At 42.8% G+C, this 16,264-nt stretch carries 11 protein-coding genes; 5 read left to right on the top strand and 6 right to left on the bottom strand.

What is annotated here, in order from left to right:
- Positions 1–63: 63 nt before the first annotated feature.
- The 5 genes from ACR5KR_RS07125 to ACR5KR_RS07105 all read right to left on the bottom strand — a co-directional run bounded on the left by ACR5KR_RS07125 (position 64) and on the right by ACR5KR_RS07105 (position 10,332).
- Positions 64–3,591 carry a WD40 domain-containing protein gene (locus ACR5KR_RS07125; protein WP_448265971.1) on the bottom strand — a complete coding sequence of 1,176 codons (3,528 nt, stop codon included), beginning with the start codon at positions 3,589–3,591 and terminating at the stop codon, positions 64–66.
- A gap of 692 nt (positions 3,592–4,283) precedes the next feature.
- Positions 4,284–5,636 (bottom strand): efflux RND transporter periplasmic adaptor subunit, encoded by a 1,353-nt coding sequence (locus ACR5KR_RS07120; RefSeq protein ID WP_448265970.1) that lies wholly within the window; start codon positions 5,634–5,636, stop codon positions 4,284–4,286.
- Between the two features lie 301 nt (positions 5,637–5,937).
- Entirely contained in the window at positions 5,938–6,177 is a 240-nt protein-coding gene (locus ACR5KR_RS07115) for a hypothetical protein (RefSeq protein ID WP_448265969.1), read from the bottom strand.
- 71 nt (positions 6,178–6,248) lie between these two features.
- Positions 6,249–9,719: an efflux RND transporter permease subunit gene (locus tag ACR5KR_RS07110; RefSeq protein ID WP_448265968.1), complete on the bottom strand. Its 3,471-nt coding sequence runs from the start codon at positions 9,717–9,719 to the stop codon at positions 6,249–6,251.
- A 64-nt stretch (positions 9,720–9,783) separates the two neighbouring features.
- A complete protein-coding gene (locus tag ACR5KR_RS07105) occupies positions 9,784–10,332 on the bottom strand; it encodes a PadR family transcriptional regulator (protein WP_445627156.1) in 549 nt (182 codons plus the stop codon).
- Between the two features lie 786 nt (positions 10,333–11,118).
- Between ACR5KR_RS07105 and ACR5KR_RS07100 the strand changes: the two genes are divergently transcribed.
- The 3 genes from ACR5KR_RS07100 (at position 11,119) to ACR5KR_RS07090 (ending at position 12,556) form a co-directional block, all read left to right on the top strand.
- Positions 11,119–11,358: a hypothetical protein gene (locus tag ACR5KR_RS07100; RefSeq protein ID WP_322693998.1), complete on the top strand. Its 240-nt coding sequence runs from the start codon at positions 11,119–11,121 to the stop codon at positions 11,356–11,358.
- A gap of 82 nt (positions 11,359–11,440) precedes the next feature.
- The gene (locus ACR5KR_RS07095) at positions 11,441–11,665 is read left to right on the top strand and encodes a hypothetical protein (RefSeq protein WP_445627157.1); all 225 of its coding nucleotides are present in this window, start codon (positions 11,441–11,443) and stop codon (positions 11,663–11,665) included.
- Between the two features lie 90 nt (positions 11,666–11,755).
- Positions 11,756–12,556 (top strand): PD-(D/E)XK nuclease family protein, encoded by an 801-nt coding sequence (locus ACR5KR_RS07090; RefSeq protein ID WP_448265966.1) that lies wholly within the window; start codon positions 11,756–11,758, stop codon positions 12,554–12,556.
- A gap of 65 nt (positions 12,557–12,621) precedes the next feature.
- On the opposite strand, the gene ACR5KR_RS07085 is transcribed toward ACR5KR_RS07090, so the two are convergent.
- Entirely contained in the window at positions 12,622–13,161 is a 540-nt protein-coding gene (locus ACR5KR_RS07085; RefSeq protein WP_448265965.1) for a hypothetical protein, read from the bottom strand.
- A 127-nt stretch (positions 13,162–13,288) separates the two neighbouring features.
- Between ACR5KR_RS07085 and ACR5KR_RS07080 the strand changes: the two genes are divergently transcribed.
- A complete protein-coding gene (locus ACR5KR_RS07080; RefSeq protein WP_445627160.1) occupies positions 13,289–13,930 on the top strand; it encodes a GNAT family N-acetyltransferase in 642 nt (213 codons plus the stop codon).
- 183 nt (positions 13,931–14,113) lie between these two features.
- Entirely contained in the window at positions 14,114–16,162 is a 2,049-nt protein-coding gene (locus tag ACR5KR_RS07075) for an amylo-alpha-1,6-glucosidase (protein ID WP_448265964.1), read from the top strand.
- The last annotated feature ends 102 nt before the right edge of the window (positions 16,163–16,264 follow it).

The following is a 16,264-nucleotide window of genomic DNA, read 5'->3' as shown; positions in this document are numbered from 1 at the left end:
GCATCAGGTACATAAAAAAGGTAAGAGGATGAAGGAAAAAGGCAAAATTCATTCTTTTACCTTTTATCTTTGCTCTGGATTTTCCACTGCCCCTAAAGCTTTGAGCGTCACTAACTGCGCTGCGGTTAGCCCTGTCACCCCGGTGATATTCATTCCTTCGTAAGGTCGTGGCGATCGCAGTGTTCTTACACACTCACCCGTCGATACATCCCAAAGCTTGATTGTCTCATCTTGACTACCACTAATCAGGGTTTGCCCATCGGGACTAAAGGCAACTGACTTTACCCAATTAGCTCCCTGCAAAGTTTTCAGGCACTTGCCGTTATAGACATCCCATAATTTTATCGTTTGATCTTCACTGGCACTAGCTAAAATTTGACCATCAGGACTAAAGGCTACTGACCAGATTCGATTAGTATGTTCTTGCAAAGTTGTCAAGCACTTGCCCATGAAAACATCCCATAACTTCACTGTTTGGTCATCACTGCCACTAGCTAAAGTCTGACCATCTGGGCTGAAAGTAAGCGATCTGATCCGATTGCTATGCCCCTCCAAAATATGGAGACATTCGCCTGTATAAATATCCCATAACCTGACTCTTTGGTTTTCACTGCCACTAGCTAAAGTTTGACCATCAGGACTAAAGGCAACCGATCTTACCCAACTGGTATGCCCTTTCAAGGTCTGGAGACATTTTCCGGTGTAGATATCCCATAATTTCACCGTTTGGTCGTCACTGCCGCTAGCTAAAATTTCACCATTGGGACTAAAAGCAACCGATCTAATTCGATTGGTATGTTCCTGCAATTTTTTCAGGCATTGTCCCGTCTGAACATCCCATAATTTAATTGTGTGCTTTTCACTGCCGCTAGCTAAAATTTCACCATCAGGACTGAAGGCAATCGACCGTACCCAACTGTTATGCCCCTCCAAAATTTTGAGAAACTTATCGTTACGGACATCCCATAATTTCACTGTTTGCTTTTCACTGCCACTAGCTAAAATTTGACCATCGGGACTGAAGGCAACTGACCTGACGCGATTGCTATGCCCCTGCAAGGTTGTCAATGACTTACCATCCTGGACATTCCATAACTTCACTGTTTGGTTTTCGCTACCACTAGCTAAAGTTTGACCATCGGGACTAAAAGCAACTGACCTGACCCGATTGGTATGCCCCTGGAAGGTTTTCAGGCATTTACCATCACGAATATCCCATAACTTTACTGTTGGGTCGTCGCCACCGCTAGCTAAAGTTTGACCATCGGGACTGAAAGCAACCGACCAGACGCGATTGGTATGTCCCTGCAAGGTTTTCAGGCATTTACCATCACGAACATCCCATAATTTCACCGTTTGGTCGTCACTACCAGTAGCTAAAGTTTGACCATCGGGACTGAAAGCAACCGATCTTACCCAACTGCTATGTCCCTGGAAGGTTTTCAGGCATTTACCATCACGAACATCCCATAACTTCACTGTTTGCTTTTCACTGCAACTAGCTAAAGTTTGACCATCAGGACTGAAGGCAACTGACATAATTCGATTGGTATTCCCCTGCAAAGTTCTCAGACATTTGCCGATGTGGACATTCCATAACTTCACTGTTTGGTCTTCACTACCACTAGCTAAAGTTTGACCATCGGGACTAAAGGCAACCGATCTTACCCAATTGCTATGTCCGTGCAAGGTTTTCAGGCATTTACCATCACGAACATCCCATAATTTCACTGTTTGGTCATCACTGCCACTAGCCAAAGTTTGACCATCGGGACTGAAAGCAACTGATTTTACCCAACTGCTATGTCCAATACAGGTAAACAGTAGCTTTCCATCGTCAACTTGCCACAAATAAGTCTTGCCATCAGCATCACCCGTAGCCAAAAGTTTTCCATTGGGGCTAAATGCGACTGAGGAAACACTAACTAATGTTTCGGCAAAAACGCATTTAGCTAAATCGCTATTGGCAAAATTTACCCGATGCAAATTCACACCTTGTAAATATGCTTGCCAAATGGTCAGATTTGAAAAGTCATAGCCGCTAAAATCAGTTTGTAATTGACAAAGAATATTTAACAGATTTCCACCTGCATATCCTGCTGTTTGGGGAATTTGTCGCAGAGACAATAAAATTTGATATAGATGATGTTCAATATTTTTAGCATATCTAAAAATAGTTGATAACCTATCTATAATTGGTTTAATAATTAGGGTAATTTGAGTATTTCTAATATAATCTTTGGTCGTCGCTTCCATTAAAGCATGGCTGATAAATAATCTAATATTACGAGTGGTAATTTCGTCACAAACCTGTTCAATCAGTTGGTCGGTGATATATTCCATAACCACAGATTGAAGGGTGAAAAGTGCTGTTCTTTGTTCAATTAGCGATCGCCGCCGCAGAGATTCTAGCGCTTCCATCACTTCCCTTTTGGTCAAGGGACGCACAATATCATTTAGCAATTCGTCGAGAGAAACTAACTCGCGCTTGATTGCTAACCAATAAATGATTTCTTTTTCAATCTCTGACAACCGCTCAAATTGCTGGTCTAGTAAATTTCGAGTATCGCCAAAAATGATCTCTCCTTCAGCTAGAAAAGCAGCGATATCACCACCAAATAACTCCCGAATTGGCTCAGAAACTAGCTTTAACGCCAAAGGATTACCTGAATACTTTTCAACAAGTTTGGCCCATTCCTGTGGTGAGCCAAATAACTTTTTATCTTGGAGAATTTCTTGCCCTTCTGTTTCTCCTAAGCCAATTAACGATAATGTTCTAACTGGTGATGCTTCTCCCTCTAAAGGCGCAAATTCTTTTGGTTTTTCGCGAGATGTTAGCAGCAAACAGCTTTGATGCGGTTCTTCCCCTACCCGCCTAAGTAGTTGACCGTAATCTTCATATTCTTGTTTATATTGTCCGGCGCGATCGCCTGATTGTAAAATTGTCTCTGTGTTATCAAATACCACAAGACAACGATGCTCTCGTAAATAATTAATCAGCAGCGTTACTCTACCATCTACGCTTTCAGGCAAATTTGTTTCCCTCTCATCAGATAAAAACCCGATCAGGTTCGCCAACATCTCTGCAACGGGTGGCGCATTGCAAAGACTCCGCCAAATCAAATACTCAAAATTATCCTGAACTTCCTTTACCAGTTTCACAGATAAAGCAGTTTTGCCGATTCCACCCATTCCCAATATTGCCACTAGTTGGCAGTTATCCTGAATGAGCCATTGCGTTAACTGAGACAATTCTGCGATGCGTCCGCGAAAAAAGCAGACACCAGGCGCTTCACCCCAATCTTGACGGTTTTGGGTAATGGATTTCTCAGTCTGTGAAGATGCTTGATACTCAGATTCTATAACTTGCTGTAACTTAGTGAGCTTACCTGGGCCGCTACCAGTAACATTAAATTTCTTATAAACTTCACTTAATCTTTTGCGTACTGCTTCGGCACTGATTGCCAATTTTTTCGCGATCGCATTTGGCGATTGTCCCTCAACAGCATATAAAAACACTTCGATCTCGCTGTTAGACAAGCACCGTTTTTCGGCTAAAGCCAAAAGAACGTTTTCGGAAATGACACTCATACTCACACAAAGACAGATTACAAACCAATGTTATCTCACATAGTGAGATAACATTACTGTTAATACAGCATCTTCTCAACATTTCGGGGTAAACATTTGCTGTGGGAATGCTTTCTTAGGCTTTGGCGTTTTTCTCTGACAAAGTGCGCGATCGCACGGATGAGTTTAGTGTACCTCACCTAAACAGTGCTGAGTGCTGAGTAACGAGTGCTGAGTTTAGGAGTTAGGAGTTAGGAGTTAAAAATTTATTATTCTCCCCCTGCTCCTCGGTCACTGAGCGTTGGTCATTGAGCGTAGCCGAAATGAGCCGAAGTGCTGCTCCCCCTGCCCCCTGCTTTCTGGGGCAGGTTTTTTTGATTAGACAAATTTTTGGGATTTTAAAACCAAAACCATTGTCTGAGAACTTAAAACTACGTTCAATAATTGAGAACATTCTCAACTATTTATCGAAAGCCTAAAAGCCTGCCCTTGAAAGCCTGCCCCCTGCCCCCTGCCCCCTGCCCCCTGCCTTTCTGGGGCAGGTTTTTTTGATTAGACAAATTTTTGGGATTTTAAAACCAAAACCATTGTCTGAGAACTTAAAACTACGTTCAATAATTGAGAACATTCTCAACTATTTATCGAAAGCCTAAAAACCTGCCCTTGAAAGCTGCCCCCTGCCCCCTGCCCCCTGCCCCCAAATTTACGCCCACCTACTTAGTTTGTGCAACTGGCTGCACGCGCAAACCCTCTGTCTCATCAACCGTAGGAGTGGCAATCAGCGATTCATTTCCTGTCAGACCTGATGTAATTTCTACTTCAGTACCATAATCTCGCCCAACGGCAACTTTTTGATAATGCACTGTGTGGTCTTTGGTTACAGTTGCTACCTGCGTACCTCCGGCATTAACAACTAAGGCACTATCTGGCACGATAAAAGGAGGATTAGTGCGGTTAATGGCAAATTTGACATTGGCATACATCCCAGGCCGCAGCGTCGCGTCTGAATTGTGTACTTCTAATTGTGTCAGCAAAGTGCGAGTAGCTGGATCTATAGCGTTGCTAGTACGTACTACTTTACCCGTAAACACTCGTTGGGGTAACTCTCTGACTGTAATTTGTGCTGTTTGTCCAGTTTGAAGTGACTGTGATAAACTTTGTGGAACACTCACATTTACCTTTAGATTGTCATAAGCAGCAATAGTATAAAGGCTGCTATTGCTAGTGTTAGTGTTAGTGTTGCTGGTACTGGTGTTGCCATTACCTGCTGAAATTAAAACACCTGTATTGACATTACGTGCAGTAATCACTCCGGCAAAAGGAGCAGTGACTTTCTTATAAGACTGCAATACGGTATTACGCTGGAAGTTTGCTTGACTTGCGTAGGCGTTAGCTTGTGCTGCTTTGATGTTGGCAGAATCAGAATTAACAGTGTTTTGTGCTGCCTCAACGCTGGCAAGATTAGCTTGATATGTAGCATATTTTGTATCTGCATCTTGTTGAGGTACTGCACCTTGTTTGACAAGAACTTGCCAGCGCTGCCAGCTCTGACGCGCTATCAAGAGATTAGCGCGGGCTTGTTTCAAATCAGAAATACTTTTAGCTAAATTAGCACGAGTTTGAGATACATTGGCTTGTGCTTGCGCTACCTCTGCCTTCGCTTGCAGAACTTGCTGATCGGTGTCTGGTGAATCAATTTCTGCCAACAACTGACCGGCTCGGACGCGATCGCCAATATCTGCGTACCACCGCCGTAAATACCCAGTACTGCGAGCGTAGATGGTCGTTTGATTCAAAGCTACAACACTGCCAGGTAATTCCAATTTGGTAGCACCAGTAGCGCGACGGGGAGCGATCGTGTTCACTGAGGGTACTGTGCTTGCTTCCTTGACTGCTGCTTGTAATTCTGACTTTTGGCTTAATCGGGGTAGAATACCTATCGCCAGTAAGCTAGCAAAAAAAACAGCACCAATTACAGCCCAACCAATACCACCGATGCCGCGTCTGTGTTTTTTAGAAGTCGTTTGTTGTTCAGAATCAGGAGATGGACGATGCTGAGAATCCATAGGTAAACTGTCCTATATTATCTTAATTTGCAGAAATTTAGCAGCTAGAGTCATTACCATTATTAGACTTCTTACAGAAGTGCCATTCGGGTAAAGGGGTAAAGGGGAAAGCAGCTTAGAGGATGTTTTAAAAGTGGTTGGCTGTAATTTTAGGCACTTGTTGATCCCCCCAACCCCCCTTAAAAAGGGGGGCAAACTTTCTCAAAGTCCCCCTTTTTAAGGGGGATTTAGGGGGATCTAAAACGTTTTTATACCGACCAGAGGACGTTTAAAACATCTTCTTAGAAAAAACTCTTTTCCTTTAACCTTTTTCTTTTCTCCTACGGTGTACACACAAGTTTTTGACCTGCACCTTAATTGCATTGACCTGCACCTTAATTGCATTGACCTGCACCTTTGTTGCATTGACTTGCACCTTAATTGCATCGACCTGCACCTTTGTTGCATTGACTTGCACATTAATTGCATTGACTTGCACATTAATTGCATTGATCTGCACCTTAATTGCATTGACCTGCACCTTTGTTGCATCGACTTGCAAAAATGAATCTACCCTACGTAACGTAGTAACTTTAAAAGATTTGTGTGTACACCGTAGCTCCTAAAATATGTCTATGACTTGCCTTGAGATGATGACAACGAGTAGGCTGTCTGCGAATCGGAGAAATTTAAATCGTCATCATCCTCATCGATAGGACGAGGTGGTTGACGCCGCATAATGCTGTATACAACAGGTACAAAGATCAGAGTCGCGACTGTTGCAGCTGACAAGCCGCCAATTACGGCGCGACCCAAGGGTGCATTCTGTTCGCCACCTTCACCAAGACCAAGAGACATTGGCACCATCCCGATCAGCATGGCTAAGGCAGTCATCAACACCGGACGCAACCTTGTATAACCTGCTGCTAGGGCTGCTTTATAGGCATTTTCCCCTTCTACACGTTGCTCGTTAGCAAAAGTAATCATGAGAATACTGTTTGATGTCGCTACACCGATACTCATAATTGCACCCATTAACGAAGGGACGCTCAGGGTGGTACGGGTGACAAACAGCATCCAAACGATCCCTGCTAAGGCACTTGGCAGCGCCATCATAATAATCAGGGGATCGAGCCAAGATTGAAAGTTCACTACCATTAAGCAGTAAACCAGTACAATTGCAAACACAAGTCCTAAACCAAGTCCCAGAAAGGAAGAGTTCATCGTTTGCACTTGCCCACGGACATTAATCTGACTTCCCTTGGGCAATTTTTTCTGATAATCAGCGATGATTCGATTTACATCATTGGCAACCCCCCCCAGGTCGCGACCAGAGGCGTTAGCGTAGATATCGAAAACTGGCTGAATGTTGTAGTGATTCACTACTTGCATCACTGTGTCGCGTTTGACACTAGCCAAATTACCTAAAAGTTGGGGTGCAGTTTGACCGTTGCCAACTGGCGTATTTTTCAGGCTGTCAATAGAGTCAATTTTATACTGGGGAACTTGTACAGCCAGGGTGTAACTCACGCCTTTTTTAGGATCGAGCCATTGGTTGATTGCAGATTGACCGCTTGAACTTAAGGAAGTGAGGACGCTATTGGCAACATCACGCTGGGTCATACCCAATTGTTGAGCCTCGGTGCGATCGACATCAAGACGTAATTTGGGAGCATCGACAACTTGCTGGAGATGTACATCTACAGCCCCAGGAATACGCGTCATTCGAGCGGCAATTTGTTGGGCAATTTCAAAGTTGGCTTTTGAGTTTTTCAGAGGGCCAGATATTTGCACGTCAACAGCAGCAGGTAAACCGAAATTGAGAATTTGAGTCACAATATCAGCCGGCTCAAAAAAGAAGGTGTAGCTGGGAAATGTCGCTTTCAATTTTTGGCGGAGTTCCTTGATGTAAGAAGAAGTTTCACCAGATTCTTTTAGGGAGACAAGAATATCAGCATCAGCCTGCCCAATTGTCGCGCCGTTGTAGCCATAAGTAAGGTTAATGCCACTGGTGGGTAAGCCGATGTTATCTAAAATCAGAGCGAGATTCTCTTTTGGTACAGTTTGGCGGATAACGCCTTCAACTTGGCTAACAATTTTTTCTGTCTCTTCCAAACGAGTCCCAGGTAAGGCTCGAACATGGAGGCTAAATTGACCGCCATCGACTTCCGGGAAAAAGTCTTGACCGACGAACGGCAATAAAACTCCGGCACTGACGATAAAAGCACCAAATAGCACAAAGACTATGCGGCGGTGATTTAATGCTGAGGTCAGGACACCATAGTACCAACTGCGAAATTTATCAAATTGTCGGTTAAATTTTTCGTGTAGCCGCCATATCCAATCTTTCTTCACAGATTTGGCAGTTGTCGTTGCTGCTTCTTCTGTTTGCTGGTGGTTATCGTGACCATTATTGTTTTGGGCTGGCGAATGGGTGTGGCGATCGCGACGATCGTGGATTTCGACTAGCGAATGGCTGTGGCGATCGCCGCGACCATTATTATTTTGAACTGGCGAATCAGTATGGTGGTTGTCGCTATGACCATTATTATTTTGAACTGGCGAATCAGTATGGTGGTTGTCGCTATGACCATTATGATTCTCGCTTTCTCTATGCCAGTCTACTTCGGATGGTAGAAGATAACTTGCCATTGTCGGTACTACAGTCCGAGATAGCACATAGGAAGCAAGCATCCCAAATACTACCGCCATCGCTAGGGGGACAAATAAGTACTTTGCTACTCCACTGAGAAACACGACCGGCACAAAGACAATACAAATACATAATGTTGCTACAAGTGCTGGAGTGGCGATTTGCTGTGCCCCATCTAAAATTGCTCGCTTGATGGGTTTACCTTGTCCGAGATTTCGGTGGATATTTTCAATTTCGACTGTGGCATCATCTACCAAAATACCAACAGCTAAGGATAAACCACCTAAAGTCATGATGTTGAAAGTTTGTCCCAAACGACTCATCACAATAATTGAAACTAGCATCGACAAAGGAATCGATACGGCTACAATTACCGTGCTGCGCCAACTTCCCAGGAAAATCAAAATCATCAGCGCAGTGAGACAGGCTGCAATCAATCCTTCTTTGAGAACGCCTTGAATAGAAGCTTTCACAAATATAGATTGATCGAACAAAAATGATAAATTCAGTTCTGGAGGCAAGGTGGATTGGATGCGAGGCAAAGTTTTTTTGACTCGCTCGATCACATCAATCGTCGAAGCATTGCCACTCTTGAGGATACTAAGTAAGCTCGATCGCCTGCCATTCTGACGTACAATGTTCGATTGCACGCCAAAGCCATCTCTTACCTGGGCGACATCACGAATGGAAATGACAGTACCATTAACTTGCTTAATTGGCAAGTCGTTGAGGGCTGCCACCACATCTGGACTATTGTTGATTTGTACGGCGAAGTCGCGATCGCCTATTTTCATATCCCCTGCTGGCAAAACCAGATTTTGGGCACTAACAGCATTCGTCACATCTTGGGCAGAAATGCCATTAGCCAACATCGCTTGGGGATCGATATCAACCATAATTTGCCGAGGTTTACCACCATAGGGCAGAGGAACACTCGCGCCTTGCACTGTGGCTAATTGAGTGCGGACGAAGTTGGTAGCATAGTCAAAGAGTGCTTCTTCCGGCAAGGTTTTGCTACTGACACTCATCTGGATAATCGGCACAGAAGAAGCGTTGTATTGAATGATGAATGGCGGTGTAATCCCAGGTGGCAAAGGGCGGAGAATTGTTTGGCTGACAGAGGTAATTTGAGCGACTGCTGAGGCAATATTAGCGTTGGGTTGGAAAAAAACCTTGACGACGCTAACACCACTTAAAGATTGAGACTCAATGTGTTCGATGTCACCAACGGTTGTGGTCATAGCGCGTTCGCTAATGGTGACGATTCGCTGTGCCATTTCCTCAGATGTAGTTCCCGTGTAAGTCCAAACTACGCTGACAACCGGAATGTTAATTGCGGGAAAAATGTCAACTGGTGTACTAAATATCGTCACTGCACCCAGGATCGCAATCATCAAAGCGGCGATCGCGAATGTATACGGAAGACGTAAAGCAATTTTGACGATCCACATAGTTAGTTAGGATACTTCAAAAGTTTTTTGTGTTAAAGCTGTTTTACTCATCACTCATCACTCATTACTCAGCACTCTTGATTGAGGTTGGCGTTTGAGCTAATTGCAGTTGTTCTATTTTGAGTTGCTCAACTAGCCACTCAATTTCTGATTTGATGACTTCAACCGCACGCCTTCGTACTTTCCTTTGATATAAATCATCAGTAACTTCTAGTGCTTTTTTCTCTGCAAGGCGTAACTGACATGACATCAATCGATGTTCGATTAACTGGACTCGTTCTTCGGGTAATAAATAGCTAAAGAAAAAAAATTTGATTAGAAATCGCGATCGCGCATTTACCCAGCTTTCATGAGGATATGCCAACATCTCTTCATACCAAGTGTTTTTGCCGAGGGGTGTAATCTCATATACCTTTGCACAATGTCCACCTTCTTCTCCTTGTTCTGCACATAAAATCACTTCACCTTGTTCTTCCATGCGCTTCAAAAGAGGATAAATCGCGCCATAGTTGACACAAATACTGCAACTCATAAACATCTCTAGTTGCTGTTTGAGCCGATAACCGTTTAATGGTTCTCGCTGTAATAAACCTAATACTGCCAACTTCAGCATTTTGATATATCAATTTGATATGTCGATCAACAATATCAAATTGAGCTTTTTTAGCCAAGTACCCAAGGTTCAATTGTCAGGATTCTCTGTGATCCCGTAAAGGCCAAGCCGCATAAGTTACCTGTGGGCTAGTTACAAGCGAGTGAGATGCCCACCTCACAATAGGTAGTTGAGTATTTTTTTATTTGAAAGTCCCTTAGTGCTAAAAGTGAGGATTCATTTGGAGACTACAGCCGGATTTATTGTATCTTATGCTATTTAAATAATTTTCTCTACAGTTTACCTTGACTTAAGTAACTAAGTTACTTAAGTTTAATAACTTAGTTACTTTGTTACTTGACCTAACAACTAAACTAAGCTACTTTATAGTTAGCAGTAGAAACCACGGTAACTTAATAAGGTTAAGGGTGAATTAAAAGAAACTTAGTGAGTCGAAGAGAAAGGCAAAGGCTGGAACTGCAAATTCCTCCAGGCAATTTGTATACAAATTACCTGGAGGAATTTCAAGGGTTCAATGTGCGTAGTACACCTTCTATGCAACTACGCGCATTGAGCGCCTAATTTTTGATATCCAGATTGGCCTGGGAATTCATCAAAGAGCTTAATTTTTCATAATCTGCAAATATCAAGACCACCTTTATTGGTATTCCCACTCCACTCAGGAGTAGGACTTTTGTCTACCTTGACTTGGTGGGAGCAAAACTGTGGAAATTCACTGTTTCTTTAGTGTGGTCGGGGGAGCGCGAACTGCTACCTAGATTCAACTTTCAAAACAGGAAAAAAACTATGAAACCCAGTCTCAAAGATAACGATAATCTGTTGTTCAGGTGGTTCTGTATAGGACTGAAATATTTTCTGCTGGGGCTGCTGGGGCTGGGAATAGCCTTTGTTGTGTCTCACACTTTTGGGGCAAATGCGATAGTTGGGATGCTTTTATCTGCAAGTCTACGGTCATGGGTTGCCAAGATAGCGATTTTCCTAGTCTGTCTATTTGCGATCGCCATGATCTTCGAGTCTTGGGGTTAAGGCTCATACTGACCATAAATAGCCTTTAGCTGAGTGAAGATCGGCCAAAGGCTTCGTAATCTTTTCACTTGGAGATTATATCATGCCTAATAACAACGGCTCTGGAGTAGAAACACTTTCGCCACTTTTAATTATTTTAGTGGCAGGGTCAATTTCTTTGGCGATCGTTAACAAAGCTAATCACCCAGCATATTTTGACATAGTTAAAATAGCTATAGCCTACAGCTTTGGCTCAATCAAGTCCCAAGGAAAAAGTAAACATTCCGATGCTCCCCACGATGAGGTAAATCGAGACGAGTTGAAATAGCAGATGTAAAGGCAGTAAAAAATACCTGTTTTTTACAGATAGTCTGCCAAAGGTGAGTTGCGGATTATAATTTACTTTTAAAATAGAAGAATGCTGTCAACTCCCACTCAACTATTGCGACTCTCTCAAGGACAACTTAACTTACTAGAAGCTTGTCCGCGTAAATTTCAACATACCTATCTCGAAAAACTTAATTCTCCCTCAAATCCAGAACAAGAAGAACGGCAAACTTTGGGTAGTCGTTTTCACTTGCTAATGCAGCAGCGAGAAATGGGTTTGCCAATTGATAGTTTCCTGGAAGCAGATGCTCAACTGCAAAGCTGGATGCTAGGTTTTGCTGATGCAGCACCAGAAATTTTAACGGCTGCATCTGATAATCAAACTTTCCGTGAAAGCGAACACTACCGGACTCTGCAAGTTCAGGATTATTTGCTCACAGTTATCTATGATTTATTGATTGCAGATAACCAACAAGCGCAAATTCTCGACTGGAAAACTTATCCTAAACCACCCAATAAACGCAAGTTAGAATCCAACTGGCAAACACGGCTTTATATGTATGTCTTGGCAGAAACTAGCGACTATTTGCCAGAAAAGATTTCTATGACTTATTGGTTTGTCCAATCTGAGGGCAAACCGCAAAATATTAAATTTAATTACAGTACTGCTCAACACGCACAAATAGGAAAGAAACTTAATCAACTATTAAGTCAGTTAACTCATTGGCTGGAAAATTACCAGAATAACCAGCAGTTTCCCCAAGTGGTGGAGGGTAGCAAAAACTGTGATTATTGTCAGTTTGCCAAACGTTGCGATCGCAAACAAGTAACTAAAGAAGCAATAAAAGACTCATTGCCAAATTTTGACAGTATTCAAGAAGTCTCACTTTGATTTGATCCGCAAGATTTTGTTGTTGCTAAAACAGATTCCTTATATCTGTAGAGTCTTGTGGAAAATCAAAAAGTAATGTAAAGCCCTTTTTTTGACTCTAAAGCATTTGAAAGCATTTTTATTAAAAGAGCTAGATTCGGTAAATGCTCTTTTTTTTCATTCAATAACCAATTAAGCAATTCAAAGTTATTCTTCACTTGCTCAAGAGATTGAAAATACGATCCTATTTGGCCAGGGTTAAAATAGTTTCCAGGAATGCCGAAATTTTTACCTAATAAGGGAGACGTATCTTTATCCAGTTCATTGAGTAGCATATCATAGAGAGGCAACCAATCATAGCCAAGTCCTATATCACATTGAGGATTATAATACTTGGTAATTGCAAAATCACCATACTGGCTTATATCTTCTGTATCGAGCATTTCTTTCCATGAATAATCTAAAGGTTCGCCTTCATCAGGATTTTTAAGGTATGAAAAGTTATTTTCAATAAAAGTGATTAATTCGTTTCTTTGGTTAATAACAAGTGCATTTTCTAAAATCTCAGCTAATTCTTGAATAAACGCATCGTAATCAAAGACAAATGCTTTATGCTCCATTGACATTTTTTAAAATTCCTTGTCGCCAAAATTTAACATAGTGGTGTTAGCTCACAAAATAAATCTTTTGAAATAGTTGAGAACGCTAAAATTCCGCAATCATCTATGAAAATAAATCACAACTTCTAAATTTATGTCAACTTTTGATGAAACTGAAGCAATTTATGTACGTGAATTAGGAATTGATGACATTGCTCCCGTTTATCACTTGGGAGAAGGGTTATTTACCAGCGATTTATATCCTTATTTATACCGCACCTGGGATGAATGGGAAGTGATTGGACTTTATAACACCGATCCAGAATACTGTCTTGTGGCTGAAACAGACGGGGAACTAGCAGGATTCGTTTTGGGAACTATCATCACCAAAGCATCCTGGACTTATGGATATATTTTATGGCTGGGAGTTAGTCCGAAGTATCAGCGTCGGGGAGTTGCAGACAAGTTGGTTGATAAAGTTGTTGCCCGGATGATTGAAGATGGGGCGCGGTTTATGCTGGTAGATACTGACCCCACCAATACTTCAGCATTAAAGTTTTTTAACCGCAAAGGTTTTGGTAATATCCGCCAGCATATTTTCTTGTCGATGAATTTAAGCAAGCATGAATATTATGGCAGATTGATTGATTACGAACACCAAAAAGCTGAAAGAGCAGGTTATAGGCGATCGCGTCCGGCAATTCGTGCCCGTAAAGCTGATAGTGTTGCTAATGAAGTCGTCCTCAATCCTCTAGTAAATGAATCTTCAATAACTGAGGATCAATCCCCAATCTAATAAAACTTAGGAGTAGCCTTTTATTTGGGTAAAATTTTTGGACAATAATTCCTCTTTTTTCCGTGTTCTCTGCGCCTCTGTAATTCAATAAATGACTTTTAAACCGTAGACGCATAGAAAACGCAGAGAGAAAAGCATGATGGCGATTGTGAATTTTGAATTTAGAGCAAAATGGTGTGACTTATGTGTATAGAATTTGGGCGGGAAATTTGCGGTAATCTTGACATTGCAGAATCGCGGGAATGGTTAGTTACTAACGGTATTGGTGGTTACGCCTCTGGGACTGTGGCTGGTTTATTGACTCGCCGCTATCACGGACTATTGGTAGCAGCATTGAAACCACCTCTGGGTCGCACTTTAATGCTGACAAAACTAGATGAAACTGTATTGTATGATAACCGCTCTTATTCTCTAGACACCAATCGTTGGGCAGATGGTATTGTCAGTCCGCACGGTTATCAGCATATTGAACGTTTTTCTCTGGAAGGTACAATTCCTGTATGGCGTTTTGCGATTGCCGATGCCTTATTAGAAAAACGGGTGTGGATGCAACAAGGCGCGAATACAACTTATGTCCAGTATACTTTGCGTCGTGCCACTCAACCGCTAAAGTTGACGCTCAAAGCAATAGTCAACTACCGCGATTATCACAGCGACACTCAAAGTAATGGTTGGCAGATGTCTGTTGAGGAGGTGGAACAAGGGATTTGTGTAACTGCTTATCCGGGTGCTGTACCACTATATCTACTGAGTGATTCACCTAAAGGCGATGCCTACGGCGGCAAGCTACGCAGTATTTCACGTGTTAGTACATCTGTTATTCATAATTGGTATCATGACTTTGACTTGGCAGTTGAACGCTATCGGGGATTGAGAGATCGAGAAGACCACCTCCACGCCGCCACTTTTGAAGTTACACTCAATCCTGGGGAAGCGATGTCTACGACGGGCTGCGCCTACGCATTTGTAGCCAGCACAGAAAAACAACCAAATCTCAATGGTGAAGCGGCACTAAAGTTACGTCGCGCTCAAGAGCAGAAGTTAACAGGATTTTGGAAAACTAATCGACCCCTCAAGACTAAGGAATCACCTGACTGGATCGACCACCTAGTATTAGCTGCTGACCAATTTATTGTCGATCGCTCATTGCCAGAAGACCCCTACGGCAAAACCATCATCGCTGGTTATCACTGGTTTAGCGACTGGGGACGCGACACCATGATTAGTCTACCTGGTTTGACAATTTCCACTGGTCGTCCAGAGGTAGCACGCTCAATTCTTCGCACCTTTGCCAGATATGTAGACCAGGGAATGCTGCCTAATCGCTTTCCTGATGCGGGCGAGCAACCAGAATATAATACAGTCGATGCCACTCTCTGGTATTTTGAAGCAGTCCGCGCCTACTACAGCGCTACGGACGATGATACTTTGCTTGGTGAACTCTTTCCCATACTTGCAGACATCATTGATTGGCACTGTCGCGGTACACGCTACAATATTCATCTCGATGCCGCCGATGGCTTACTTTATGCAGGTGTTGCAGGCGTACAACTGACCTGGATGGATGCCAAAGTTGACGATTGGGTAGTTACGCCCCGAATTGGCAAACCGATTGAAGTTAATGCCCTTTGGTATAATGCTCTACGGACAATGGCAAAGTTTGCCCGTCAGCTTGGTAAACCACACCAAGAATATGAAGCAATGGCAGAGCGGGCAAAGTATAGATTTTCTCGCTTCTGGAATGAAGAGACGAGTTATTGCTATGACGTTTTAGACAGTCCTGATGGTGATGATGGGTTGTTACGTCCTAACCAAATATTTGCTGTGTCATTACCAGAAAGTGCGCTCACACCTACCCAGCAGAAGGGTGTGGTCGAAGCTTGCGGGCGATCGCTGCTGACTTCTTATGGGTTGCGATCGCTTTCCCCCGATCGTCCTCAATTTCAGGGTAAATACGGTGGCAATCAGTATCAACGTGATGGAGCTTACCATCAGGGAACCGTCTGGGGTTGGTTGTTGGGGCCATTCGTCTTAGCACACTTGCGCGTCTACAAAAATCCTGAGCAGGCTCGTCAATTTTTGGAACCAATGGCTAATCATCTCACTGCACACGGTGTTGGCAGTCTCAGCGAAATTTTTGATGGTGATGCTCCGATGACTCCACGGGGATGTATTGCCCAAGCATGGACAGTAGCAGAGGTTTTGCGTGCTTGGTTGGCGACAATGAGTTGATAGGCCGAACTGTGGTGTTTCTACAAAGTCGATTTTGTCAAGAATTTTTAAGAAATTAACATCCTTCAGAAAAGGAAAGACGTAATGCTGAAGTAATCCTCA

This window comes from Nostoc sp. DSM 114159 (genome assembly GCF_053470285.1).
This window is presented reverse-complemented; position numbering and strand designations above follow the sequence as displayed.

Coding starts and splice junctions, on each gene's coding strand:
- ACR5KR_RS07095 (WP_445627157.1), top strand. CDS start 11,441: ATGCCTAATAACAACGGCTCTGGAGTAGAAACACTTTCGCCACTTTTA.
- ACR5KR_RS07110 (WP_448265968.1), bottom strand. CDS start 9,719: ATGTGGATCGTCAAAATTGCTTTACGTCTTCCGTATACATTCGCGATC.
- ACR5KR_RS07120 (WP_448265970.1), bottom strand. CDS start 5,636: ATGGATTCTCAGCATCGTCCATCTCCTGATTCTGAACAACAAACGACT.
- ACR5KR_RS07080 (WP_445627160.1), top strand. CDS start 13,289: ATGTCAACTTTTGATGAAACTGAAGCAATTTATGTACGTGAATTAGGA.
- ACR5KR_RS07090 (WP_448265966.1), top strand. CDS start 11,756: ATGCTGTCAACTCCCACTCAACTATTGCGACTCTCTCAAGGACAACTT.
- ACR5KR_RS07125 (WP_448265971.1), bottom strand. CDS start 3,591: ATGAGTGTCATTTCCGAAAACGTTCTTTTGGCTTTAGCCGAAAAACGG.
- ACR5KR_RS07075 (WP_448265964.1), top strand. CDS start 14,114: ATGTGTATAGAATTTGGGCGGGAAATTTGCGGTAATCTTGACATTGCA.
- ACR5KR_RS07100 (WP_322693998.1), top strand. CDS start 11,119: ATGAAACCCAGTCTCAAAGATAACGATAATCTGTTGTTCAGGTGGTTC.
- ACR5KR_RS07105 (WP_445627156.1), bottom strand. CDS start 10,332: ATGCTGAAGTTGGCAGTATTAGGTTTATTACAGCGAGAACCATTAAAC.
- ACR5KR_RS07085 (WP_448265965.1), bottom strand. CDS start 13,161: ATGTCAATGGAGCATAAAGCATTTGTCTTTGATTACGATGCGTTTATT.